This window comes from Tautonia sp. JC769, assembly GCF_040717455.1.
GTDB lineage: Bacteria > Planctomycetota > Planctomycetia > Isosphaerales > Isosphaeraceae > Tautonia.
Genome location: NZ_JBFEFH010000033.1, coordinates 22,950 through 48,461, shown reverse-complemented (window position 1 = coordinate 48,461; position 25,512 = coordinate 22,950). Strand labels below are relative to the sequence as shown.

Annotated in this window: 20 protein-coding genes; 5 read left to right on the top strand and 15 right to left on the bottom strand. The window is 68.6% G+C overall.

The annotated features are described in order from the left end of the window. Positions 1 to 215: 215 nt before the first annotated feature. Complete coding sequence (locus AB1L88_RS23660; RefSeq protein ID WP_367099170.1) at positions 216 to 1,814, bottom strand: radical SAM protein; 1,599 nt, start codon at positions 1,812 to 1,814, stop codon at positions 216 to 218. Between the two features lie 232 nt (positions 1,815 to 2,046). Here AB1L88_RS23660 and AB1L88_RS23655 point away from each other — a divergent pair, with 232 nt between their 5' ends. After that, on the top strand, positions 2,047 to 3,309 hold the full coding sequence (locus tag AB1L88_RS23655) for an MFS transporter (RefSeq protein WP_367099169.1): 1,263 nt from the start codon (positions 2,047 to 2,049) through the stop codon (positions 3,307 to 3,309). A 43-nt stretch (positions 3,310 to 3,352) separates the two neighbouring features. On the opposite strand, the gene AB1L88_RS23650 is transcribed toward AB1L88_RS23655, so the two are convergent. From AB1L88_RS23650 to AB1L88_RS23605, 10 genes are all read right to left on the bottom strand, one after another. After that, positions 3,353 to 3,652 carry a hypothetical protein gene (locus AB1L88_RS23650; protein ID WP_367099168.1) on the bottom strand — a complete coding sequence of 100 codons (300 nt, stop codon included), beginning with the start codon at positions 3,650 to 3,652 and terminating at the stop codon, positions 3,353 to 3,355. 17 nt (positions 3,653 to 3,669) lie between these two features. Next, complete coding sequence (locus AB1L88_RS23645; RefSeq protein WP_367099167.1) at positions 3,670 to 4,845, bottom strand: alpha/beta fold hydrolase; 1,176 nt, start codon at positions 4,843 to 4,845, stop codon at positions 3,670 to 3,672. Positions 4,846 to 4,935: 90 nt separating this feature from the next. After that, on the bottom strand, positions 4,936 to 6,015 hold the full coding sequence (locus tag AB1L88_RS23640; RefSeq protein ID WP_367099166.1) for a hypothetical protein: 1,080 nt from the start codon (positions 6,013 to 6,015) through the stop codon (positions 4,936 to 4,938). Between the two features lie 108 nt (positions 6,016 to 6,123). Continuing rightward, entirely contained in the window at positions 6,124 to 7,017 is an 894-nt protein-coding gene (locus AB1L88_RS23635; protein ID WP_367099165.1) for a hypothetical protein, read from the bottom strand. A gap of 48 nt (positions 7,018 to 7,065) precedes the next feature. Further along, on the bottom strand, positions 7,066 to 7,629 hold the full coding sequence (rfbC, locus tag AB1L88_RS23630; protein ID WP_367099164.1) for a dTDP-4-dehydrorhamnose 3,5-epimerase: 564 nt from the start codon (positions 7,627 to 7,629) through the stop codon (positions 7,066 to 7,068). Continuing rightward, positions 7,626 to 8,522: a glucose-1-phosphate thymidylyltransferase RfbA gene (gene rfbA / locus AB1L88_RS23625; RefSeq protein WP_367099163.1), complete on the bottom strand. Its 897-nt coding sequence runs from the start codon at positions 8,520 to 8,522 to the stop codon at positions 7,626 to 7,628. The genes rfbC and rfbA overlap by 4 nt, the downstream gene beginning before the upstream one ends. Further along, positions 8,519 to 9,586 (bottom strand): dTDP-glucose 4,6-dehydratase, encoded by a 1,068-nt coding sequence (gene rfbB, locus AB1L88_RS23620; protein WP_367099162.1) that lies wholly within the window; start codon positions 9,584 to 9,586, stop codon positions 8,519 to 8,521. Before rfbB ends, rfbA begins: the two co-directional genes overlap by 4 nt. A 140-nt stretch (positions 9,587 to 9,726) precedes the next feature. Beyond that, positions 9,727 to 10,842 (bottom strand): ferrochelatase, encoded by a 1,116-nt coding sequence (locus AB1L88_RS23615; protein WP_367099161.1) that lies wholly within the window; start codon positions 10,840 to 10,842, stop codon positions 9,727 to 9,729. Positions 10,843 to 10,962: 120 nt separating this feature from the next. After that, positions 10,963 to 11,955 carry a hypothetical protein gene (locus AB1L88_RS23610; RefSeq protein WP_367099160.1) on the bottom strand — a complete coding sequence of 331 codons (993 nt, stop codon included), beginning with the start codon at positions 11,953 to 11,955 and terminating at the stop codon, positions 10,963 to 10,965. A gap of 370 nt (positions 11,956 to 12,325) precedes the next feature. Then, a complete protein-coding gene (locus AB1L88_RS23605) occupies positions 12,326 to 13,450 on the bottom strand; it encodes a cellulase family glycosylhydrolase (RefSeq protein WP_367099159.1) in 1,125 nt (374 codons plus the stop codon). 150 nt (positions 13,451 to 13,600) lie between these two features. Between AB1L88_RS23605 and AB1L88_RS23600 the strand changes: the two genes are divergently transcribed. The 4 genes from AB1L88_RS23600 (at position 13,601) to AB1L88_RS23585 (ending at position 20,798) form a co-directional block, all read left to right on the top strand. Then, a complete protein-coding gene (locus AB1L88_RS23600) occupies positions 13,601 to 14,752 on the top strand; it encodes a Gfo/Idh/MocA family oxidoreductase (protein WP_367099158.1) in 1,152 nt (383 codons plus the stop codon). A gap of 678 nt (positions 14,753 to 15,430) precedes the next feature. After that, positions 15,431 to 17,107: an energy-dependent translational throttle protein EttA gene (ettA, locus tag AB1L88_RS23595; RefSeq protein WP_367099157.1), complete on the top strand. Its 1,677-nt coding sequence runs from the start codon at positions 15,431 to 15,433 to the stop codon at positions 17,105 to 17,107. Positions 17,108 to 17,455: 348 nt separating this feature from the next. After that, entirely contained in the window at positions 17,456 to 20,092 is a 2,637-nt protein-coding gene (locus AB1L88_RS23590; protein ID WP_367099156.1) for an amino acid adenylation domain-containing protein, read from the top strand. Between the two features lie 4 nt (positions 20,093 to 20,096). Then, a complete protein-coding gene (locus AB1L88_RS23585; RefSeq protein WP_367099155.1) occupies positions 20,097 to 20,798 on the top strand; it encodes a class I SAM-dependent methyltransferase in 702 nt (233 codons plus the stop codon). Between the two features lie 43 nt (positions 20,799 to 20,841). Here the strand turns inward: AB1L88_RS23585 and AB1L88_RS23580 are convergent, their stop codons facing one another. From AB1L88_RS23580 to AB1L88_RS23565, 4 genes are all read right to left on the bottom strand, one after another. Further along, on the bottom strand, positions 20,842 to 21,843 hold the full coding sequence (locus AB1L88_RS23580; protein WP_367099154.1) for an NADPH:quinone reductase: 1,002 nt from the start codon (positions 21,841 to 21,843) through the stop codon (positions 20,842 to 20,844). Between the two features lie 182 nt (positions 21,844 to 22,025). After that, positions 22,026 to 22,346: a Rieske (2Fe-2S) protein gene (locus AB1L88_RS23575; RefSeq protein ID WP_367099153.1), complete on the bottom strand. Its 321-nt coding sequence runs from the start codon at positions 22,344 to 22,346 to the stop codon at positions 22,026 to 22,028. Between the two features lie 475 nt (positions 22,347 to 22,821). Further along, positions 22,822 to 23,625, bottom strand: coding sequence for a CAP domain-containing protein (locus tag AB1L88_RS23570; protein WP_367099152.1), 804 nt, complete (start codon positions 23,623 to 23,625; stop codon positions 22,822 to 22,824). Positions 23,626 to 24,037: 412 nt separating this feature from the next. Continuing rightward, positions 24,038 to 25,426 (bottom strand): Gfo/Idh/MocA family oxidoreductase, encoded by a 1,389-nt coding sequence (locus tag AB1L88_RS23565; protein WP_367099151.1) that lies wholly within the window; start codon positions 25,424 to 25,426, stop codon positions 24,038 to 24,040. Between the last annotated feature and the right edge of the window lie 86 nt (positions 25,427 to 25,512).

The window sequence follows — 25,512 nt, the reverse complement described above, 5'->3', positions numbered from 1 at the left end:
GTGATCGCACACGACCGGAGCGAACCGACGAACCGACCGGGCCCCCCGGCTGGGAAGCCCCGAGGCGCGGAACGCCTTGAGTCGTAACTTCGGCACGATCGCCCGGCCCGCTCCAATCGATTCGTCCGACTCCCCGCAGAAAACGGCAAAAGGGGGGCCGATCCGGCCCTCCCGATCGGCTCCCCCTATGTGCCGAGACTCGTCGGCGACCAGGCTCAGAAAGAGTTGATGAGCACCGGCTCCCGCTCGGTCGCGCCCCGGGTCCGCGTCTTGCTGGTCGCCTCTCGGAGCGATCGGGCCAGGGTGTAGGCGTGGAAGTGCATGGCGATGTGCAGCAAGTACACCAGGGCCATGCCGGGGTTCTGCCGGTGCTTCAGGTACCGCCAGAGCCGGCGGCGGTACTCGCGGCGGAGCTTCGCATCGCGGACCGAGATCATCAGCAAGGCGAACATACCGATCGACTGGCCGAGCCACATCGTCTCGGTCGCCAGTTGTCTCAGGCGGTGCTTGCGCCACCAACGGACACGCCCCTGCCCGAGCTGGAGATTGCCCCGGATGTACAGGTCTTCCATCCGCTCGAAGTAGGCGTCGGGCTCGTACAGCTCGTTCATGACCCGGATGTAGCCGTCGAGCAATTCCTGCCTCGACAGCTTCAAGGGGATGACGTTCGTGCCGTACGCCGGCCGGTCGTCGGGGTCGAGGCGCCCTTCGGCTTGCAGGCGGTCGTAGAGCGGCGTCTTCGGGATCGCGTGCAGCATGCCGGTCATCGAGGTCGTGATCCGGGCCTCGTGCAGGAACTTGCGCTGCGCCTCGAAGATCGTCGAATCGTCGTTGTCGAACCCCATGATCATGCCGCACCAGACCCCCATGCCTGCGTCCTGGATGCGGTGGACCTTCTCGATGATCGTCCCCCCCTTGCGGAGGTTCTGGAGCTTCTTCGTCTCCTTGAGTGCCTCCTCGTTGGGCGTCTCGATGCCGACGAAGACGAAGAGGATATTGGCCTCGACCATCAGCTCCATCAGCTCGGGGTCGTCGGCCAGGTCGAGCGAGGCCTCGGTGAAGAAGGTCAGGGGGTAGGCGTTCGCCCGCTGCCAGTCGACGACGGCCCGGAGGATCGGCTTGATCGCCCGCTTGTTGCCGATCAGGTTGTCATCGACCACGAAGACGATCTTCAGACCCTCACGGCGGACGGCGTCCAGCTCGGCGACCACCTGCTCGGCGGTCTTGATCCGAGGGCGGCGGCCGAAGGTCACGATGATGTCGCAGAACTCGCACTGGAACGGGCAGCCGCGCGAGAACTGGACCGAGCCGAAGGCGTAATGCTTCGACTTCATCAGGTCGAACCGCGGCGTCGGCACGGCCGTCATGTCCGACTTCTCGACTTGCTCGTAGCGGTACTGGTGCAGCCCCTGGGCCCACTCGCGGAGGAACTGCGGCCAGGTCTGCTCGGCCTCGCCGATGAAGATGGCATCCGCGAGCCCGTCGAAGTAATCTTCCTGGACCGTGACGTAAGGGCCGCCGACGACCGTGAAGCAGTTGCGGGCCTTCAGCTCCTTCAGGATCTCGATCATCCGGAACCGCTGCACGCTCATGCCGGTCACGCCCACCAGGTCGGCCCGGGCGCAGCGCTCGTAGTCGATCGGCTCGACGTTCTCGTCGATCAGCGTGACCGTGTGTTCCTCCGGGGTCAGGGCGGCGAGCAAGGGCAGGGCGGCGACCGGGAGGTTGGCCTTCTTGCCCATCAAGGGCAAGGCATGCTCCAGACCCCAGTACGAGATCTCGAACTTCGGATTGATCAGGACGATGTCGGCCATTGGCCCTCCAGAAGCGGTGCGGATTCCGGGGACGACGGCCCGCGAGGCCGGCGGCGAAGACGCTCCATCATAGGCGGCCCCCCGAAAGGATGCTGCGCCCTGGCGCTCGGGATCGGGCGGTCGAAAGCGGTTAAACTCCCTGAATCATGCAAAGCGGAGGCCAGGATGGGCCTTCACGCCCCTCCTATCATTGCGGTGATCGGAGGGATCGAACTCGGGCAAAGGAGACACCGTGCGCGGGCAACTGGCAATCATGATGGGCTTGCTCTATGCCGTTCAGGGGGCATGGTACCCGTTACTGGCCGTCCATTTGAAAGATCTCGGCATTTCCGGGGAGGCCCGGGGGTGGATCTTCGCCACCTTCGCCCTGGGGAGCCTGGCCGCGCCGCTCGGGGCGGGGCAACTGGCCGACCGTCGGGTCGCGGCCGATCGCCTGATGGCCTGCATCTACGCCCTGGCCGCGGTCCTGCTCGGGGTCATGGCCTCGGGCTGGATCGGAGGCGCCTGGCCGATCTTCGCCCTCTTCCTGATCTACTGGGCGATCGTCGCGCCGGCGTCGAGCCTCAGCAACACGATCGCCCTGCGCAACCTCGAACGCCCCCGGGCGCAGTTCGGCGGCGTCCGTCTCTGGGGGACGATCGGCTGGATGGTCGCCGGCTGGATCGTGGCCCAGGCGATGGCCCTGACCGGCTCGGACGACGGGCCTCGGGGGGCTTCCGAGGGCTTCGCCGTCGGGGCCGTGCTGGCCGCGGTGCTGGCCCTGTTCTGCCTCCGGCTCCCCCGGACGCCCCCGCTCGCCTCGTCCGGATCGGGGTGGGGATGGGCCGAGGCCGCGGCCGACGCCCGGATCCTGCTCCGCAGGCCGATCGTCGGGCTCTATTTCCTCACCGCCTTCGGGGTCACGCTCACCTTGCCCTACATGTTCCAGGTCCAGCCGCCCTACCTGGAGAGCATCGGCCTGCCGCGCCGCTGGATCGCCCCGGCGATGACCCTGGGCCAGTTGCCCGAGATCGCCGCCCTCTGGGCCCTGCCCTGGATGCTCCGGCGCTTCGGCGACCGGGGGACCCTCGCCCTCGGCATCGCCGCCTGGGTGATCCGGTACGGCTCCCTGGCGATCGACCCGCCCCTCTGGGTGGCTTTAATTGGCATCCCCCTGCACGGGATCGGGATCGCCTGCTTCACGATCGCCGGGCAGATGTTCCTCGACGGTCAGGCCCCCCCGCACCGTCGGGCCGGGGCGCAGGGGCTCCATACGGTCATCACTGCGGGCCTCGGCGCCCTGCTGGGCAATCTGCTGGCCGGGGCCGTGGTCGGGCAGTCGGGAGACACGGCCGTCGTCTTCCTCGTGCCCTTCGCGGTCAACGCCGTCTTGCTGATCGCCTGGGTTGGCCTGGCGAAGCGAGCGGCCCGGAGAAGTCATCCCCTCCCTGAGACTTCCCCCGTCACTCGCCCCGATCAAGGGGTCCCCTCGGAACCCCTGGGCTCCTCGCATTGAGCCGCCTCCCGGCTCGCTTCGAGTTTTCAAGAGGGACCGTTTTTCACTTGTCGGTCCCGCGTTCCTCGGCTGGTGCCGGCGGTGGTTCATCGGCCCCGGGATTCACCAGGGGTTCCTCGCGCCGTTTCGGGCGGCGTTCGGACGCCTTCTGCCGCTCCGAGGCCTTGGCCCGTGCCTTCTGTTCCGAGATCCGGGTCTCCCGGAGCATCTCGAACTGGCTGATCATCAGGCAGAGGAAGTGCAGTCGGGAGCCGTGCATCTCCAGGAACTCGCTGACCTGGAAGCCGCCATCGGCAAAGTCGTCGGCCATGGTCAAAACCTGGTCCGCCATCTGGTCGAGCATCGACCCGCGTACCTGGTTCAGGACCTCGATGGCCGCGGAAAGTTTGTCGGCTGAGTGGTCCGGTCGGGACATGGGAGGGCCTGGTTCTTAATCCTGGAGGGATTCGTCCTGGCCTCGGCAGTCTGATGCGGGATCAGCAACAGCCCGGCCGCGTCATCTGGCCGTCCCCAGCGTCGGGCGAGCCAGTCGGCGAACCGGGCGTCGAGCCAGCGGCGGTCGGTCTCCCAACGTTGCCGACTGACAAATCCGAGGTGTCCACCCCTCAAGGCAAGTTCCAGGCGGATTTGACACGGAAATTTTACAGAAAAAAATGGCTCGGCCGGAATAAACGGGTCGTCCAGGGCGTGGACCACCAGCCCGGGCACCCGAATCCGCGGGATCCAGGGGGCCGCGCTGGCCTTCTGGTAGTAGTCCATCGCCCCCGCGAATCCGTTCCGGGGGGCCGTGTAATGCTGGTCGAACTCCAGCATCGACCGCACCCTGGCCAGATCGACCGGCCCCAGATCCGGGACCATCGTGTGCAGGCGACGGATGTCGGCGATCAGCTGCCGGACGAAAAACCGGTCGTACAGGGACAGCGGGAACCGCTTCATGTTCGAGCAGCAGACGGCCAGGTCGATCGGCGGATTGGCCGCCAGCACGCAATCGAGGTTCGGGACCGGGCGATCGGCCGCCTCGCCGGCCAGCTTCAACACGATATTGCCGCCGAGCGAAAGCCCGACCAGGCCGATCGGCGCCTCCGGATAGCGGCGGGCCAGGTGCTCGGCCACGGCCCGGATGTCCTCGCTCCGGCCGCCGTGGTAGATCCCCTTCGACAATCCCAGGCCGGAGCCGGCGCTCCGCAGGTTGACCCGCACGACCCGCACCCCGAGCCTCATCAAGCGGTCGGTGAAGCGGATCTGATAGTCGCTCTCGGCGTGCCCGGCCAGCCCGTGCACCAGGACCACGATCGGCCGGTCGGCCGGGCAAGTCCCCGGGGCGCTCTCGAGCAAAACCAGGCGGTCGCCGTCGTCGAGCAGCAGATCCGTCCGCTCGACCGTCGGCAGGGCGATCGGCTTCCCCTTGGCCAGGAAGCCGAGGAGGGTCTGGGCGTGCCCCCCCCGGAACATCGGGTGCGGCTCGAACGGGGGGAACTCGACGTCGGTCGCGATCGAGGTCGAGGCAAGCGAGGGCTGCGTGTCAGACTCGGGCATCGTCGGTGGGCCAGGCTCGTTGGGGGAAGCGGGAAGGGGACGGGGCGCGGCTGGTCGCCCCGGATCGGAGGAAGGTTCGAGGGCCCTCGATCAGGGGGTCGGTTCCACGCGACGGATCCGGTGGTTGTTCGTGTCGCCGATGACGATGCCGCCATCGGGCCCGACGGCGACCCCGTGCGGCCGGTCGAGCTGGGCGTCCGTCGCCGGCTGGCCGTCGCCGGCCCCGCCCCGGACGCCGCTGCCGGCCACGGTCGTGATCCGGCCGTTCGTCAGGTCGATCCGGCGGATCACGTGATTCTCGGTGTCGACGATCAGCATCACGTCTCCCGAGAGTGCCAGCTCCTTCGGCCCGTCGAAGGTGGCCGCGAGGGCCGGGCCGCCATCGCCCGAGTACCCCTTGCGCCCCGTCCCGGCGATCGTCCGGATCAAGGCCGAGCCGGGCACCACGGCTCGCAAGGTGTTCCCGTTCCGTTCGAGGATATAGAGGGTCCCATCCGCCCCCACCGCCACGGCCCGAGGGCCGTGCAGCGCCGCCGACAGGGCCGGGCCCCCGTCCCCCGAGTGCCTCCCCTCGCCGGTCCCGGCCACCGTCTGGATCACCCCCGAGGCCAGGTCGACCGTCCGGACCCGATGCCCCGAGACGTCGGCGATGTACAGGATCGACTCGGTCGGGTCGAGCGCCACGCCGTTCGGCTCCACCACCCCGGCCGACGCCCCCGGGCCGCCGTCGCCCGAGCTGAATTCCGAACCGTTGCCGGCGATCGTGGTGATGATCCCGGCCGGGTCCACCTTGCGGACCCTCCGGTTCAGGCGATCGGCGAAATAGAGGTTCCCGAGTCGGTCCAGGCAGATCCCGTACGGCTCGTTCAGGCTCGCCTCGACCGCCAGGCCGTCATCGCCCGAGAACCCCTGGCGACCGCTCCCGGCGACCGTCGAGATCTCCCCCGTCTCCGCGTCGACCCGGCGGATCCGGTGGTTGAACGTGTCGGAGAGGTAGAGGTTGCCTGCGCGGTCGAAGGCCACGTCGAACGGCCCGTTGAGCCGGGCCTCCCGAGCCGGGCCGCCGTCGCCCGAGAACCCCGGCTGCCCCGTGCCGACCGGGCTGCTGATGCCCGGCAAGGGGGCGTCGGGACCCAGGAGCGCGAGCAATGCGAGCAAGGTCGGCAACATGGCGAGTGCCTCTCGGGAACGATCGCGGGGGGCGGGCCGGGCCGCCCGTGGCAGTCCGGCCCCTCATTCTGGCCGATCGGCCCGGCCCTTGAAAAGGCGGCGACGCCATCAAATCGGCTCGCCGAACATCTCGAACCAGGTCGGCTCGGGCGGATCGGGCCAGGCCCAGGCCCCTTCCATCGGCAACAGGGCGGCGACCTCGACCCCCTCGACCTCGACCGGGATCGTCTCCTCGAGGCCCAGGTCGGAGGGATTGAGGCGGTGGATCACGCAGCGGCCCCCGATCGTCGCGGCGGCGAAGACCGAGCCGTCCGTCTCGCAAAGCCCCCGGACGAATCCCTCCATCCCCGCCGATCGCCGCAGCTCCAGGTCATGCCCGAGCTGATGGACCGCGCCGAACCGGCCGGCCGCGTAGCAGAGCGCATCGCCGACCACCGCCAGCGACCTCGGGTCCTGCAACGCCCGGGCCGCCACCGAATCCCTCGTCACGTTGAACAGATACGCGTCGAAGCCGGCCCGGTCGCTCGCCGAGACGTACAACTCGTTGCGGAAGAAGGCCAGCGCGTGCAGGGCCGGATCGGCCTTCCCCTCGACCGCCAGCCGGGGCCGCCAGCCGAACCGTTCCGACGGCTCGATCCGGTCGCGATCCGCGCGGAACGCCACCATCTGCCCCGTCCCGGAGGAGAGGACGTAGAGCGTCTCCTCGAAGAACTCCAGGCCGCTGACGTCCGAGAACCCGTGGAGCCGATACCGGGCCTCGGGCATCAGGTCCTCGGACCGCAGGATCAGGAGCGACGGCTCCGCCTCCCCCAGGTGCCGGAAGGGGGCGGCCGAGGCGAACAGCATCCGACCCGATCGGGCCAGCCCGCCCAGGCCGTCGCACCGCGCGCCGTCCGGGGGGAGTTCCAGGGCCATCCGGAATCGGCCGGTCCCCAGATCCACGACCCCGAGCCCGGCCCGAGACGGCGGCCGGACGTGCTGGAAGCTCACGAGCAATTGCATCGCCGGCCCTCGGTCGGTCCGATCCGATCCACCTCGACCCCGGCGGGATCACCCGGCCGGGGTGACTCGCGGAAGCCGATCGGGCGGCACGTCCTTCAGGCGGAGCCCGGCCAGATCCTTGGGAGAGAGGGTCGGATCGCTCATCGGCCAGGAAATCCCCAGGTCGGGGTCATCCCAGCGGATGCTCCCCTCCTCCTTCGGCGCGTAGTATTCGGTGCACTTGTAGCAGAACAGGGCGTGCTCGCTCGTGACCACGAACCCGTGCGCGAACCCCGGCGGCACCCAGAATTGCCGCTTGTTGGCCGCCGAGAGCGTCACGCCGACCCACCTGCCGAACGTCGGCGAGCCGACCCGGATGTCGACCGCCACGTCATAGACTTCCCCGAGCAGGACGCTGACCAGCTTCCCCTGCGCCGTCGGATGCTGGTAGTGCAGGCCCCGCAGGACCCCTCGCTGCGAGAAGGAGAGGTTGTCCTGCACCCAGGGGCCTGGCATCCCGCACTCGGCGTAGCGGCCCTGGTTCCAGGTCTCGATGAAGTAGCCGCGATCGTCGCCGAAGACCTTCGGCTCCAGGATCAAGGCGCCGGGCAGTTCCGTCTCGATCACGTTCATGGCAACGGCTCGCGCTCGACCAGGTCGACCAGGTACTGGCCATATTCGTTCTTCAGGCCGTCGGCGAGTTCGAGCACCCGGGCCCGGTCGATGTACCCCATCCGGTAGGCGACCTCCTCGACGCAGGCGACCTTCCAGCCTTGCCGCTGCTCGATCACCCGGATGAAGTCCGACGCCTGGGCGAGCGACTCGTGCGTTCCGGTGTCGAGCCAGGCGATCCCGCGCCCCATCACCTCGACCCGGAGCTGGCCGCGGCGGAGGTATTCCAGGTTCGAATCCGTGATCTCCAGCTCTCCCCGGGCCGACGGCTTCTGGTTGGCCGCGATGTCGAGGATCTGGTTGTCGTAGAAGTACAGCCCGACGACCGCGTAGTTCGACTTCGGCGTCTTCGGCTTCTCCTCGATGCTCACCGCGCGGCGGTCGCCGTCGAACTCGACGACGCCGTAACGCTCGGGGTCCTGGACGTGATAGCCGAAGACCGTCGCCCCCTCGGCGCGGGCCGAGGCCCGCTGGAGCATCTCGCTGAAGCCGTGGCCGTAGAAGAGGTTGTCCCCCAGCACGAGGGCCGAGGGCCGGTCGCCGATGAAGTCGCGGCCGATCAAAAACGCCTGGGCCAGCCCTTCGGGCTTCGGCTGCTCGGCGTATTCGAGCCGGAGGCCCCACTGCGAGCCGTCGCCCAGCAGGTCGCGGTAGCGCGGCAGGTCGGAGGGGGTCGAGATCAGGAGGATCTCGCGGATTCCGGCGAGCATCAGGGTGCTCAGCGGGTAGTAGATCATCGGCTTGTCGTAGACCGGCAAGAGCTGCTTGCTGGTCACCCGGGTCAGCGGATAGAGCCTCGTGCCGAGGCCGCCGGCGAGGATGATCCCGCGACGATCGAGGGTCTTGGTACTCATGCCGGCTGCTGCTCCCGCTTCAGTCCGAGCCGCTCGCGGTAGGCCCCCGACGACACGCGCTCGCACCACTCGGTGTTGCCCAGGTACCACTCGACCGTGCGTCGGAGGCCCGTCTCGAAGGTTTCCTGGGGCGTCCAGCCCAAGTCCCGCCCGATCTTCGAGGCGTCGATCGCGTACCGCTTGTCGTGGCCGGGCCGGTCGGTTACATACGTCACGAGCGACTCATGCGGCCGGTGGGGCGAGCCCGGGGCGAGCTCGTCGAGCAGGGTGCAGATCGTCTTCACGACCTCCAGGTTCGTCTTCTCGTTGTGCCCGCCGACGTTGTACGTCTCGCCCGGCGTCCCCTTCTCCAGCACGAGGCGGAGGGCCCGGGCATGGTCGTCGACGTAGAGCCAGTCGCGGACGTTGTCCCCCTTGCCGTAGATCGGCAGGGGCTTGCCGGCCAGGGCGTTGAGGATCATCACCGGGATCAGCTTCTCGGGGAACTGATACGGCCCGTAGTTGTTCGAGCAGTTGGTGATGAGCGTCGGCAGGCCGTACGTGTGGTGCCAGGCCCGCACCAGGTGGTCGGAACTGGCCTTGCTGGCCGAGTAGGGCGAATTCGGCGAGTACGGCGTCGTCTCGGTGAAGAACCCCTCGGCGCCGAGCGACCCGAAGACTTCATCCGTCGAAATATGCAGGAACCGGAATCGGTCCTTCGCCTCCCCGTCGAGCGACCGCCAGTGGCCGAGGGCCGCTTCCAGCAGGCAGAAGGTGCCGGTGATGTTCGTCTGGATGAACTCGGCCGGGCCGTCGATCGAGCGGTCCACGTGCGACTCGGCCGCCAGGTGCATCACCGCGTCGGGCCGATACTGCGCGAACAGCCGCTTGACCTCGGTCGCGTCGCAGATGTCGACCCGCTCGAAGTGGTGGCGGGGGTCGTCCAGGGCCTGGCCCAGCGAGTCGAGATTGCCGGCGTAGGTCAGCTTGTCGACGTTGACCACCTCGTCGGTCGTCTCGGCGATCAACTGGCGAAGCAAGGCCGAGCCGATGAAACCGGCGCCGCCGGTCACGAGGATCCTCATCCGGGCGGGCCCTCCGGGGGATGGGTGGAACGGGTGCGTTGATCTGTCGTTCGGAAACTGCGGGCATTTTGACAGATCAACCCGGACCGAACAACCCCACCGGGTTGCCCCCGGTCAACGCCCGATGCCCGGTCACCTCGTCAACGTGCCGGAGGACCCGCCGCCCCTTCGGGCCTCCCGGGGCGAGCCGGGGGGGCGCAGCAGTTGATCGGGCAGACGTCGTGGCTGGGGCCGAAGCGGCCGACGGCCCGACGGTCGGGGGCCTCGGTGATGCGTTCCTTGATCAGTTCGGCCAGCATGGCGACGAACCTGGGGTCGGTCCCCGCCGAGTCGGCCCGGACCATGTTCAGGCCGATCTCGTTACAAGCCAGCTTCGCCTCCTCGTCCAGGTCGAACAGGACCTCCATGTGGTCGGAGATGAAGCCGATCGGGTGGACGACCGCGTCGGCGACCCCTTGGGACCGTAGGTCCTTCAGGTGGTCGACGATGTCCGGCTCCAGCCAGGGGTCTTGCGGCCGACCGCTCCGGCTCTGGTAGACGAGCGACCAGCGAGACTCGGGAAGGCCGACGGCCTCGGCCACCAGGCGGCACGACTCCATCAACTGCGTCACATAGTTGCAGTTCCTGGCCATCGACTCCGGGATGCTGTGCGCCGTGAAGGCCACCCGGGCGGCGTCGCGACGGTCCTCGGGGATCTGGCCCAGGGCCGCCCGGACCTTGTCGGCGTTGACCTCGATCCAGGCCGGGTGGTTGTACCAGACCCTCATCTTCTGGATGATCGGCGCCCGGTCTTCCCCGGCCGTCCGCTGGGCGTGCTGGAGGTTCTCCCGATACTGCCGGCAGCCGGAGTAAGAACTATAGGACGAGGTCACGACCGCCAGGGCTCGCCTGATGCCGTCGTCGGCCATCTGCCGCATCGTGTCGTCGAGCATCGGGTGCCAGTTGCGGTTGCCCCAGTAAATCGGGAGGTCGACGCCGATCTCCTTCAAGGCGGGCCGCAGGGCGTCGATGAGCTGTCGGCAGTGCTCGTTGATCGGGCTGACCCCGCCGAAGTGCTGGTAATGCTCGGCCACTTCGAGCATCCGCTCCCGGGGCACCGGCTTGCCCCGGAGGACGTTCTCCAGGAACGGGATCACGTCGTCCGGCCCTTCCGGGCCGCCGAAGCTGACGAGCAAGATGGCGTCGTACGGCAGCTCGCCGACCGGGGGGCCTGCGGTGGCGGGGGTCGGATCGACCGGGGGGGCAGCCTGGCTCATTGTGAATGCAGCTCGATTCTCGGGGGGGAATTCACCCTTGCTGTTGTAGTCCCGCCGTCGAGCCTCGTGCAACCAGGAGCGGGGGTCGATCCGCCCCCCCTTCGTCGTCGATCGGCGAGGCTATGGGGCTGGGGCCTCCTCGATCCCGAAGGCGTTGAGTGTGAAGCCGTCCGGCGGCATCGGCCCCTCCTCGAAGCGGGTGACCGTGCTGACATAATCGACGGGGGAACGGCCGGCGGGGCCGCTCCCCCAGGTGCGGACCTTCCGGAGCCTGGGAATGCCGCCCGATCTGGGGTCGTACGAGATGAGGCCGTGGGCCTTGACGTTCCCCGGCTTGAACTCGCGGGTGGCGGAGTCCCTGACTCGGACTCCCTCGTAGAGCGCCTCATAACTCCGGAGGACCCAGGACGCAGCCGGATCGAAGCGGAAGGAACCGCTGTACTTCGGCGAGCGTTCCGACGCCGGGACCTCCCAGGTGACCTCGACCAGGGTCCCTTCACCGTCCGGGTCGTCGACTTCCCTCGCGGCGACCAGCGTGCACTCGGGCCTGGAGATGAAGTCGAGGATCGTCTCGTTCAGGAAGGCGAACGGTGCCATCGACGCGGGGACGCTCCTCCGCCCGCGCCCTGACAGGTCCACCCCGTCTCCTTCCGCCCAGAGGCGGCTGACCGCGTACGCCTCCGCCCCGGGAGGCTTCTCAAGGATGAACGCAACCTCCGGGCCCGAGACCACCACCTGCGTCGGGCCTTCGTCCGGGGTCACGATCGATCCGATCCTGTCGCCGCTGCCCCCGAATTCCCAGTTCGCGTTCTGGTTCTCCAGCCCTTTCAGCCTGGCGGCCGTCTCGGCGTCGCGGATCTCGGCCTCCACGCGGCCGTCCATCCTCAGATTGGAATAGAAGGCGACGAGGCGCTTGAACTGCTCGGGGTATTCCTCGCGGAACTGGCGGAGCAAGGCGTCGTCGTCCTGCGCGGCCGGAGCCGTGGATCCCGGGACGATGAGAGTAGCCAGTGCGACCAATCCGGAGAGCACCCGGCGGCCCGCAAGCCCCGGGAACAGCGACGAGGGCCACCCGAGGGCCGGCCTCTCAACAGTTCCTGGTTGAGTCTTCACGTACGGCATTCTCCTCGAAGAGCCCGTGTTTCGGCCAGACGACGCTCGGAGGACAGAGGGGGGGCTGGGCGCCCCATCAGCGACACACTTGCACACGAGACAAGCGGTGGAGTCCCTCGTGCGGTTTCTCGGGGTGCCTGGGGTCGTATCGTGTCGCCCCCCGCGCGGAATCGCTGCGGCCGGACATCGTGGGTTTCGCTCGCGGGCGACGACAACCATGAGAACGCGGCGGAACAGTGCAGGAATGGAGTCATCTCGAATTGGAAGGTACAGCGCCGCCGGAGGGGCGTCAAGCATGGATCAATGATCGACGGATGAGTTCAACAGGAAATATCCCGGAGATCATTGATGAACCACCGGTGATCGCCGGTCAGGGCGTCTGCTCGGGCCCGTCGGCAAGGGGGGCGAGGTGCTCCCGGAACAGGTCGAGCCAGCCGAGCAGGAGGGCCGCGCCGATGGTCTCCGGCGGGCGGAGTTCGTCAGGGGGAGTGCCCCAGTAGAAGCCGATGAAGCCGGAGGCGATCGGCTCGGCGTCCTTGAGGAACTCCTTGAAGTCCTCGGGGCCGCTCTTGAGGGGGAAGGTCTCCTCGATGACCACCGGCTTGCCGACGACGAAGCCGCGGAGCGTCTCGATGGCCTCGTCCACCTTGCCCGACTCGGGGTAGAGGTGGACGGCAACGAAGTCCAGATCGTCGGCGATCGCATCGGGGACGAAGCCGGAGGAGAGGCCGGGCCGGTCGAGGCTCCAGGGGACGAGGCCGACGGTGATGAGGGTGTCGGGGTCGACCGCGCGGATGGCCTCGGAGAGGGTTGCGATCCAGCCCCGGGCGACCTCGGGGCGGGGGCGGCCGGCCGGGTCGAGGGTGATGAACTGGACGAAGTGCTTGTCGCCGAAGCCGGGGCCGAGCCAGTCGCCCGGCTCGCGCCTCCCGCCGGGCACGACCGGCTCGTTCATCAGGTCGTAGCAGAAGACGACCGATCGGCCGGCACAGAGACCGGCGACGGCCTTCCAGAAGTTCGCCTGCGCGGCCCAGCGGTCGGCCTCGGACAGCTCATCGTACCAACCGGGCACGTCCTGCTTGTGGTAGCAGCCGAGGCCGGTGAGGTCGAGGTGCAGCCCGACCCGCTCGGCCAGGTCGAGCAGGTCGCCGAGCCGGTCGAGCTGCGCCGCGTTCGGCGCGTCGGGGGCGTCCATGAAGCGGCCGAACTGGAGGTGGACGCGGACGACGTTGGCGCCCAGGTCCTTCATCTCCTCGAAGTCCTCCTCGACCATCGGCCACTCGTCGTGCCAGTAGTCCTCGATGAGCCGGCCGGGGGCGTCGTGGTCGTAGTTGAAGCCGATCGGGCGGAAAGGTTTGCCGGACGGTTCGAGGACGAACGATCGGGCGTCGTCGGCCACGCGGACCCGCTCGGGCGCCTGGCCGAGGGCCGGGGCCAGGGGGAGCAGGGTCGAGACGGCGACCAGCGGGATCATGAATCGGTGTCGATGGGTCATGGTGTGCTCCCTTGGGGAGGTTCGAGTCGGTCGGTCGGCCCGTGGCCACTTGCGAGTCCCTCGCCGGGACTCTATCTTCGCAGACCAAAGGACCGTCACGCGAGGCTTATCGACGGTCCGCCATCGCGACGCCTGGGAGTGCTCCGATCCATGGCCACCACCAAGACGATCACCGACCGACCGATCCGGGTCGCCATCATCGGCCTCGGCTTCGGGGCCGAATTCATCCCGATCTACCAGAAGCATCCCGACGCCGACATGCACGCCATCTGCCGCCGCAACCAGCAGGGGCTGGATGAGATCGGCGACAAGTTCACGATTGCCAAGCGGTACACGAGCTACGAGGAACTGCTGGCCGACCCGGAGATCGACGCCGTCCACATCAACTCGCCGATCCCCGACCACGCCCCGCAGACGATCGCCGCGCTGAAGGCCGGCAAGCACGTCGCCTGCACCGTGCCGATGGCCACGACCATCGACGAGTGCCGCCAGATCGTCGAGGCCCAGCGCGAGGCCGGCACCGTCTACATGATGATGGAAACCGTCGTCTACAGCCGCGAATACCTGTTCGTCAAAGAGCTGTACGACAAGGGAGAGCTGGGCCGCTTGCAGTTTCTCCGCGGCAGCCACCAGCAAGACATGGACGGCTGGCCCGAGTACTGGCCGGGCCTGCCGCCGATGTGGTACGCCACCCACTGCGTCAGCCCGTGTTTGGCGATCCTCGGCAAGCACGCCGAGGCCGTCACCTGCCACGGCTCGGGCCGGATCCGCGAAGACCTGATCGCCAAGTACAACAGCCCGTTCGCCATCGAGACCGCCACCTTCTCGATCAAGGATTCCGACGTCTGCGCCGAAGTGACGCGCTCCCTGTTCGACACCGCCCGCCAGTACCGCGAGAGCTTCGACGCCTACGGCTCGAAGAAGTCGTTCGAGTGGCAGCAGGTCGAGGACGAGGAGCCGGTCATCCACACCAAGAGCACCGAGGCGAACCCGGTCCCCGAGCCGGAGATCCCGAAGCGGGTGAAGGTGCCCGACTACGCCCACCTCCTGCCCGAGCCGATCCAGGCCTTCACCACCCGAGGGGTCTACGGCGGCGAAGGCGAGGAGCACCTCTCCTTCACCCAGGGGGCCGGCCACGGCGGCAGCCACCCCCACCTGACCCACGCCTTCCTCATGGCCATCAAGGGGGAACGCCCCGCCCTCCCCGACGCCGAGACCTCGGCCAACTGGACCATGGTCGGCCTCTGCGCCCACGAGTCGGCCCTGAAGAAGGGGGAGAAGGTCGTCATCCCGACCTTCTGACGGTTTCGGCCCGCGGAGCGCTCCCGATCCGGAGCCGGAGGCCCACCGGGAGCGCTCGGCGCCGAATCACGAGTTTCTTTGCCAGCAACGACTTGCGTCGACCATTTGGCTTCGTTCCGCGCGAGCGCTCCGCCGATCGGTTTCGTTTCGCGCGGAAGGATCGCGGGGGAGCGGGAGCCGGATCGGGGAGGGAGCCGCCGGGGCGTCGCGATCGAGTCGAATTGCCAAGGAACGAGGGGCGGGATCGACGCCTGCCTCGGCCCGGTCGGGGGATCGCCCCCGATCCGGCCTCGACAGAATCATCGTGATTTCGGCGATTCGCAGTCACAGAATGTTCGATCGCGTCACGTTTTTCCGCGCGGGAGGCGACTCCCCGAGCCTTCGGGGACGGGTGCCGGGATGAACGGCGCAATGACGGAGGAGCCGTCTCGGCCGCCCGACCGCCCGGATCGTCCGTCGTGAGATCGTCTTGCCCGAGTCGAGCCGGCGACCGCGGGGGGAGGCGCCGAGGCGAGCGGTCCGCCTCGGGAGGCCCGGCCGACTGGCCTTTACGGGGCCGAGGCCGATGCGATCTAATGGAGGATCGCGGACGGAGCCGGGGGCCCTTCGACCCGGCGGCCGGCCGAGGCGTTTCTCTCGCGAGCACCCAGTTGTCGAGCCTTGCACCCGGGATCGTCGATGCCGCCCCAGTACATCTTCTCCATTGAACGTCTGTCGAAAAATCACGGCAAGAAAGAAGTCCTGAAGGACATCACCTTGATGTTCTATCCCGGGGCGAAGATCGGCGTCCTCGGGCCGAACGGGGCCGGGAAGAGTACCCTGCTGCGCATCATGGCCGGCGAGGAGACCGATTATCTCGGCGTCGCCCGACCCGCCCCCGGAGCGACGATCGGCTACCTGTCCCAGGAGCCGATGCTCAATCCCGAGAAGGACGTGCTCGGGAACGTCGAGGAGGCCGTCGCCCCGCTCCGAGCCCTGCTCAAGCGCTACGACGAGATCAACACGCGGCTCGGCGAAGGGCCCGACGCCGACGAGATGGACGCCTTGCTGAACGAGCAGGCCGACGTCCAGGACGGCATCGAGGCCGCCAACGGCTGGGAGCTGGACCGCCGCCTCGAAATCGCCATGGACGCCATGCGGCTCCCGCCCGGCGACGCCGACGTCTCCACGCTCTCCGGGGGCGAACGCCGCCGCGTCGCCCTCTGCAAGATCCTGCTCCAGCGTCCCGACATCCTCCTGCTCGACGAGCCGACGAACCACCTCGACGCCGACAGCGTCCTGTGGCTCGAACGGGCGTTGCAGGAGTATCCGGGGATGGTCGTGGCCGTGACGCACGACCGCTACTTCCTCGACAACGTCGCCCAGTGGATCCTCGAACTCGACCGAGGCCGCGGCATCCCGTTCGAAGGGAACTACACCGGCTGGCTCGAACAGAAGCAGGCCCGGCTCGAAAAAGAAGAGAAGCAGGACCGCTCGCGCAAGAAGACGCTGGAGCGCGAGCTGGAGTGGATCCGGATGTCTCCCCGGGCCCGCGTCTCCAAGAACCGCGCTCGGATTCAGCGCTACGAGCAACTGGCCGCCGAGGAGGCCGAGCGCCGCGACGAGCCGGTCACGATCCAGATCCCCCCCGGGCCTCACCTGGGGGATCTCGTGGTCGAGTCCGAAGGGGTCTCGAAGGCGTTCGGCGATCGGATCCTGTTCGAGAACCTCAATTTCCGGCTCCCGCCCGGCGGCATCGTCGGGGTGATCGGGCCCAACGGGGCGGGGAAGACGACCCTCTTCCGGATGATCGTCGGCCAGGAGAAGCCCGACTCGGGGACGCTCCGGGTGGGCGACACGGTGAAGCTCTCCTATGTCGACCAGAACCGCGACGCGCTCGACGCGGAGAAGACGATCTTCCAGGAGATCAGCGGCGGGCTCGACCAGATCGAGCTGGGCAAGCGCAAGGTGCCGTCCCGGGCCTATGTCTCCTGGTTCAACTTCCGCGGGCCGGATCAGGAGAAGAAGGTCGGCAGGCTGTCCGGCGGTGAACGGAACCGCGTGCACCTGGCCAAGCTCCTGACGACCGGCGGCAACCTGTTGCTGCTCGACGAGCCGTCGAACGACCTGGACGTCGACACGTTGCGGGCGCTCGAAGACGCCCTGCTCGACTTCTCCGGCTGCGCCGTGGTCATCAGCCACGACCGCTGGTTCCTCGACCGGATCGCCACGCATATCCTCGCCTTCGAGGGGGAGAGTCAGGTGGTCTGGTGCGACGGGAACTACGAGACCTATCTCGATCAGCGCCGCGAACGGCTCGGCATCGAGGCCGAGCAGCCGCACCGGATCAAGTACAAGAGCCTGGTCCGGGGCTGATCGCGTCCCTCGCGGGGCGGCCTCCGGCACGAGGGGGCCGGCCCCGATCCTTCGATCCCCCGGGCGAGCGTCGGGGGATCGAGGGGCGCCGGCTCGGACCGATTGCCCGGGGCCGGCCGGGCGGTGCTCGGCGGCCGTCGTCACGGTCGCGATCGCGGCCTCGGATCTGCGGTCGAGGCCGACCGCCCGCGCGTCGGATTGGGGCGAAAACGCTCGTCTCTCGATCCGAGAGCGCCTATAACAGACTGGAGAAGATGGGTTGGCTCTGCCGACGTGCCCGGGCGGTCCCGCTGGACGCCCTCGGGGGTTCGCCTCGGCGATCGAGTGAGCTTTGTTGAGACCGCCACCGTGATTGCTCCCCAGAATGCGTTGAAATGGGCCGAGGAGGGCCGATCATGGGCCTCGGCCGTCCCGGGCATGGGATGGACCCCCGCGTTGTTCCGCCGCCGGGCCGCCGCGAGTGCGGCCCGGGTCGCGATCGAGGGTCGCGATCGATCCCTCTCGTACGAGGAGCTCGACGCCTGGACCGACCGGCTCGCCGGGGCGTTGCGGGGCTTCGGGGTGGGCCGGGGCGTGCTGGTGGGGCTGGCGCTGCCGAGGTCGATCGAGGCGGTCGCCGCGATGCTCGCGGTGATGAAGGCGGGGGGGGCGTTCCTGCCGATCGACCCCGATTACCCGACCGCCCGGCAAGCGTTCATGTTGAAAGATGCTGACGTTCCACTCGTGGTGACGTCTGCCGAAATTGCTCCGAGCCTTCCCGTTTCGGGGGCTCGCGTGGTGACGATCGACGAGCTGCGGGCGGGTGGCGAGGTGGCTCCGATCGCTGAAGCGGCTGACGGGCAGGTCGATGATCTGGCCTACGCGATCTACACCTCCGGATCGACCGGGAAGCCGAAGGCCGCGTTGCTGACGCATCGCGGGATCGGGCCGCTGCACGAGGCGCAGGCCCCGGCGTTCGGCATCGGCGAGGGGACCCGCGTGCTGCAGTTCGCCGCCCTCGGGTTCGACGCGACGGTGAGCGAGGTCTTCGTCACCCTGCTGGCGGGGGGGACGGTCTGCGTCGCCGAGGCGGGGGACCTGGTGCCCGGCGAGGCGCTCGCGAGGACGCTGGTCGAGCGTCGGATCGCCGTGGCGACCCTGCCGCCGACGGTGGTGGGCCGCTTGCCCCGGGGATCGTACCCCGACCTGCGCACGCTGGTGGTCGCGGGGGAGGCGTGCCCGGCGTCGCTGGCGTCGGAATGGTCGGTCGGGCGTCGCCTGGTCAATGCGTATGGGCCGACCGAGGCGACCGTCTGCGCGACGCTCTACCGGTGCCCGCAAGGCGAGCAGCCGGCTCCTCCCATCGGTCGGCCGTTGGCTCATGTTGACGTTTTGATCCTGGACGAGTCGGGCCGGCCGGTGGCGGAGGGGGAGGCGGGGGAGCTGGCGCTGGGCGGTCCTGCGTTGGCCGAGGGCTATCTCCGTCGGCCTGAGCTGACGGCCGATCGGTTCGTGACCCTTGCCGGGGCCGATGGTGAGGGATTGGCGCGACGGTTCTACCGCACGGGGGATCGCGTGCGGCGGCGGGCCGACGGCAATCTCGAATTCCTCGGACGCCTGGATGAACAGGTGAAAATCCGGGGGATTCGGATCGAGCCGTCCGAGGTCCGGGACGTGCTCGAGCGTCACCCTCGGGTGCGAACGGCGGCGGTCTTGCCGGAGGGGCAGGGGGCGGATCGGCGGCTCGCGGCCTTCCTCGTGCCCGAGGGGGACGCGACGCACCTGGCGGACGACCTCCGCGCGTACCTGCGATCACATCTGCCGATCCATCTCATGCCGGGCCGTTTCCGAGTGGTCGAGAGCCTCCCGAGGACGGCCCACGGGAAGCTCGACCGCCGGGCCTTGCTCGCCGCCGAGCCCGACCGCCCGCGGGGACCGGCCCCGGGGGGCGCCGCCACGCGGGCCTCGGCCCCCCGGGATGCGATGGAATGGCTCGTGGCCCGGGTCTGGCACGACGTACTCGGCCGGGACGTCGACATCGACGACGACTTCTTCGAGGCCGGGGGTGATTCGCTCTCGGCGATGGATGTGCTCGGCCGCCTGCAGCGCCAGACGGGCGTGGCGCTCTCGATCGGGTCGATGATGCAGCGGCCCACCGTGGCCGGCCTGGCGGAAGCCCTCGCCCGCCATCGGGCCGCGGACGACTGGTCGCCGCTGGTGCCGATCCAAAGCGGTGGCGCCGGGCCGCCCGTCTTCTGCATCCATCCGGGGGGCGGGAACGTCCTCTGTTATGTCGAACTGGCCCGGGCGATGGGGCCGGATCGACCGCTCTACGGCCTCCAGGCCCCGGGGGTCGACGACGAGCGGCCCCCGCTGACCTCGGTCGAGGCCATGGCCGAGTCGTACCTGGAGGCGATCAGGACGGTCCAGCCCGAGGGGCCGCTGCGGCTCTGCGGCTGGTCGTTCGGGGGGGTGGTGGCGTACGAGATGGCGCGCCGGCTCGAATCGGAGGGGAAGGCGCCCGAGCAGCTCTTCCTGATCGACGCGGGATTCCTCCATGCCTTCGCGATCCTCCGGGCCTTGATCCCGAGCGAGACGCCCCTGTTTCAGTTTCTCGGGGCCAAACGCGTGGACATCTTCCCGGAATTTCGCCGCCATGCCGAGGTGTCGAAGATCGTCCCGCCGGGGGCCTCGGCCCGGCAGATCCGGAGGATCTTCGAGGTCTTCATGGCCAACGTCGAGGCCCTCTACTCCTATCGCCCCGGGCCGTACGCGGGAGGCCCGATGACCCTGCTGATGGCCGAGGAGGCGATCACCGATCGGAGGCGCGATCCGGTCGACGAGTGGCGGCGGCTTTGCCTCGATCTGGACATCGCGACGGTCCCCGGGAACCACCTGACGATGATGCGACCGCCGTACGTCCAGGAGCTGGCGCGGGCAATCGCCGATCGCCTGGGCCGGCGCCCGGTCGATGCGTCGGCGGACACACATTCTCAGGGATCATAAAGACATGTGTGCGATGCCTCCCTCGGATTCCGCAGTGCCCCCGGGCGGGTTCGACCGCACGGCCTGGTTTTACGAGCCGCTCGCGCGGCTGTATTCACTGGGGAGGATCGAGGCGGCCAAGGCGTCGCAACTGGACGCCCTGCAGCCCGGGGATCGGGTCCTTTATGTGGGGGTCGGCGCGGGGGAGGACGCCGTGCTCGCGGCCCGGCGCGGGGTCGAGCTGACCTGCATCGATCTTTCGGATCAAATGTTGCGCCGTGCCCGATTGAAGGTCGAGCGCGCCGGCCGGTCCGCCGAGTTCATTCGCGGCGACGTGTTCGACCACGACCGGGAGGGCTATTACGACGTCGTGGCCGCGAATTTCTTCCTGAACTGCTTCGAGCGGGGGCCGATGCGGCGCATGCTCCGGCACCTCGCCGGCCTGGTCCGGCCGGGGGGGCGCCTCCTGATCGCCGATGTCGCCGTCCCGTCGGGCCCGTTGGTCCACCGGGCGATCCACCGGGCCTACAACGGGGTCGGCATCGCGCTCTACTGGGCGATGGGGTTGGTCCCCCTCCATCCCATCTACGACTACCGCCGTTATTTCGACGAGGCGGGGCTGCGCTGCCGGTCGGTGCGCGACTTCCGCGTCCTCCCGTTCGGTCCGGTCAGCTTCCAGGCGATCGAGGCCGAGCGGGTCGGCCCCACGGACGCGCAGGGAGAGTGAACGACATGTACGCTCCTGTTCACGTCAGGAGCGATTGATTCGCTCATTCGTGGTCGACGGTGATCACGACCTTCCCGACCAGGGTGCCCGCGCCCCCGACGCTGTTGTCTTCGAGGAATTGCTGGGCCTCGGCCGCCTGCTCGATCGGGAAGGCGCGGCCGACGATCGGCTTGAGGCGGTCCTGGGAGATCCATCGCGTCATGTCCTCGGCACAGATGAGTTGGTCATCGGGCTCGTAATTGAACATGGCGAAGCCGAGGATCGAGCAGTTGCGCGGGTAGAACGAGCCCAGGGGGAAGCTCGGCGTCGCGTCGCGGCCGGCCATCAGGACGGCGCGGCCGCGCTTGCGGAGCAAGGGGACGATGGTCATCAGGTCGGGCTCGCGCTGGGTCTCGAACCAGACGTCGATCCCGTCCTCTGCCCATTCGCGCAGGCGGGCGGGGACGTCGTCGGTCTTGTAGTTGAGCACCAGGTCGGCGCCGAGCGATCGGCAGAGCTCCAGCGACCGCTCGTGCCCGGCCGTCGTGGCGACCCGGGCGCCGGTGGCCTTGGCCATCTGGATGACCATCGAGCCGACCCCGCCGCCGCCCCCCGCGACATAGACGGTTTCGTGGGGCTTTAAGTGTGCCCGCTCGAACAGGCCGAGGTGGGCCGTGATCCCGACCAGGGCCATCGACGCGGCCTCGGCGTCGGAGAGCCGGGGCGGGGTCGCGTAGAGCCAGCGTTCGTCCGTGCAAACATAGTCGGCGACGGAGCCCTGGCGCCCGAGGATCCCCTGGTTCGACCCCCAGACGCGGTCGCCGGGGCGATAGCGGGTCGCCCCGCGGCCGACGGCCTCGACCGTGCCGGCGACATCGGTCCCGACCACGTAGGGGAAGCTCATCGGCATCTTGACCCGGCCCGATCGCAGGTACAGGTCGATCGGGTTGATGGAGGCGGCGCCGACCTTGACGAGCACCTCGCCGGGGCCTGGCGTGGGGGTCGGGACCTCACCGACCGTGATCGCTGAGGCATCGCCGAGCGATTCGATGTAGGCGGCTCGCATGGGAGCGGCTCCCCTGGGATTCGGGTGGGCGGGTATCGGCGTCGCGTTGCGGTGGGGTCATGGCCGGCTTCGGGACCCGTGGCCCCCTTCGGAACGGGACCGGATCGCACCCGCACCAGGCAAACGGTCCCGGAGTGTTCGGCGGGGCGATTGATCGGCCAATCGGTCGATCAATCGATCAACTAATCGATATTGACCTGGATTTCATCGCCGACGACCCGGACCGGGAAGGTCGAGACCCGGGCCCGGGAGCCTTCGAGGTGTCGACCGTCCTGGAGGTCGAACCGCCAGCCGTGCCAGGTGCAGGTGACGGACTTGTCGAAGACGATCCCGTCGCTCAGCGGGGCTCCCTGGTGGGGGCAATAATCCTCGATCGCGAAGTAGTGGCCGCCGTCGAGGAAGATCGCGACCATCACGCCGTCCACGTCGAAGGCTCGCCCCTGACCTTCGGGGATCTCTCCGACTCTCGCGACCGTGTAATAACGCTCGGCTTCGGTCGACACCAGCGGCCTCCAGATCCGAAATCATGCAACGGAGGGAACAGGATCGCCTCGATCGGGTTCGAGACGGGGCCGCCCCGCGGGGGCGGGCAAGACATTTCCATCATAGCCGCCCGGCCGGTCGGGGTGAAACCCTTGGTCCCTGGCGGTTGCGCAGGGATTCGCCGGACTTCTCGATGGCTCGCGCGCCGCCTCGACGCGAACCGGCTCGGACGTGACCGAGGAGTCGGGGGCAGTCGTCGCGAGCCTCACCGGCATGCGGCCGGGTGCGGGACGGCTGGCCGAGGGAGGCGGGGCAGGGCAGGGCGGTGCAGGGTGGCTTCGCACGTGCTCCGGATCGTCGGCGATCCGCAACAACCGGGACGCGTCCCTGTGTCCCGGTCGGCCACGACGCGAGCGCCGAAGCGCCCTCGATCGTGGTTGTCTCACGCTCGAATGACGAATCGCGATGCCGGATGCAAGATCGGCTCGCCGAGGCTCAGTAGGCGTTGAAGGTCCAGTACGCCCCCATGCCCGCGATGCCGATGACCCGGATCGACGGATCGAGCAGGGCGGCGGCGTGGGCCGGCGAGGCGAGCCACTGGGCGCCGATGCTGGCGGCCGATCCCATGGCGCTGTTCTGCCGACGCGCGGGGCCCATCACGTGGTGGCCGAGCCCGTAGCTGTTCTGCTGGGCGTTGTTCATGTTCGCCCAGGCCGAGAGGTTCGCGTCGTAGGCGACCGGGGCCAGGCCGTACTGGCTGCGGATGCCGTTGAGCCAGGACGTGAAGCCGTGCGGATCGCCCTGGGCGACGGCCGGCTGGGCGGCGGCGGCGGCCGGCTGCGCGGTCGCGGCCGGGGCGGGAGCCGCCTGAACCTGCTGGGGCTGCTGCCCAGTCCAGTAGGTCACGGCGGCGTTCACCGTGTTCTGGACGGTCTGGTAGCCCGCGACCTGGGCCGGAGCAGGGTAATAGTAATATTGCGGGGTATAGGTGGGCTGGGCAGGCTGCACCTGGTAGGTCTGAGCCGGCTGCATCTGGACCGGCTGCTGGGCGAGTGCGACCCCGTCGTCGAGCAGGCGTTGCAGGGCGTCGTCGTCTCGGTCCAGGTCGTTCAGGAGGGCGTCGTCGGCGGGGGTGTTGGCGGTCGGCTCGTCGGGGACGACGCCCCGAACCAGGGTGGTCAGCAGCCCCCAGACGGGGTCGGTCGAGGCGAGGGCGGATTGGGGGGAAACTCCCGCGATGGCCAGGGCCAGGCCAAGCACGGCGGACGTTCGGGCAGGGACGCGGTTGATAACAGTCATCGTGTGGTAGTTCTCTCGGGTCTCCGTACTTCGCCGCGGCGGCGGGACACTCCCTGGCGCTCACGTCTGGACATCGGGGCGGGGTGGTCTTGCCGTCGAACCCCGCCACATCGCCGCGGCGATCCGAAAAGGATGACGGTACGCTCCCCCCTGTTGCAAGAGGAATTCTTCCACCAGAGAGAATTCGCTTATTTTAGTAATGCCAGATGATCTGGCAGAATTGAGCAAGATTAACAGCACGTCAAAGAGGTGCTGTTGTGTTCCGGATTGCTCATTCTGTGAAGTCCAGGAATGCTCATGTCATTCTGGAGTGTCGGGTGGGGTTGGCCCCTTTTTCCCTGCCGATCCGATCCAGGATCGGATCGGCAGGGGGAAAAAAGGGGATGCGAGGCAATGCGAGACGGCCCGTCGGTCACGAGCGGGTGACTTCCCAGCCGCGTCGGTATTCGGTCTGGATCAGCTCGTTGGCCTCGGGGTAGTTCGTGATCTTCAGCGCCGGGCCGTCCCACTCCAGGCGCTTGCCGGTGCGGATGGCGACGTTGCCGAGCAGGAAGGCCTCGGTCAGCAGGCTGGCCTCGTCGAAATTCGAGTAGGCGATCTCGGGCTTGCCGGCCTTGATGGCCTCGACCCACTCGTTCTTCATCCCCTGGTCGCCCTGGTTGTTGCTCGGCAGGCGTTCGGGGGAGTCGAGGTTCTTGCCCTCGGCGAGGGCCTCGGGGTGCAGCCGGTAGCGGGCGCCGTAGTCGTTCGGCGAGTAGAGGATCCCCTTCTCGCCGACGAGGATCGAGCCGCTGCCGGGCAGCTTCTCGCCGCCGGAGAGGATCTTGTCCTGCAGCTCCTTCGGCGGCAGGACGAGCTCGCCGTCCTGCCGGCCCTCGTACCAGGTCAGGGTGACGGGGGGCATGTCGCCCCGGGCCGGGAACTCGATGGTCACGCGGGCCCAGGCGGGGAAGGTCTCGGGGTTCAGCTCGCCGTTCTCGGCCGAGATGGCGACCGGGTGGGCCAGCTTCAGGGCGCGGAAGGCCATGTTGGCGGTGTGGCAGGCCATGTCGCCGATGGCCCCGGTGCCGTAGTCCCACCAGCCTCGCCAGTTGAACGGGTGGTAGACCTTCTCGACGAACGGCCGCAGCGGGGCGCCGCCGATGAACTGGTCCCAGTGGATCCCGTCGGGCCAGACGTCGGCCTTGTCGGGGCGGGAGGTGATGGCCGGGGCTTGCGGCCAGACGGGCCGGTTAGTCCAGACGTGCACCTCCTTGACCGGGCCGATCAGGCCGTCCTGGATCAGCTCGACGGCGCGTCGGAGGCCGTCCTCGGCCGACCCCTGGTTCCCCATCTGGGTGCAGACGCCGTGCTTGCGCGCCTCTTCCTTCAGGACGCGCGACTCGAAGACCGTCTGCGTCAGGGGCTTCTGGCAGTAGACGTGCTTGCCCATGCGGATGGCCATGACCGACGGCAGGGCGTGGGTATGGTCGGGGGTGCTGACGGTGACCGCGTCGATCTCCTTCTCCATCGTCTCGAGCAGCTCCCGGAAGTCGTAGAAGACCTTCGCCGAGGGCCACTTGGAGATCTTCGGGGCCAGGTGCCCCTCGTCGATGTCGCAGAGCGCGACGATCTCGCCGAGGTTGCCGGCCTGGTCGATGTCGCTGCTGCCCTTGCCGCCCACGCCGATGCCGGCGAAGCGGAGCGTCTCGTTCGGCTTGCGTCCCATGCGGGCGGCCGAGTAGGCCGGGGCCGAGTAGAAGTAGCCGAGGGTCGCGGCCCCGGCTCCCAGGAAGCCGCGACGATTGATGTTCGTTCTCATTGGCGGGGGGCTCCTTCGCTTCTCTTCTCAACACGAGGCAGTCGGGGGACAATCCCGATTCTTCAAAGATTAGTGGGCGGATGCCC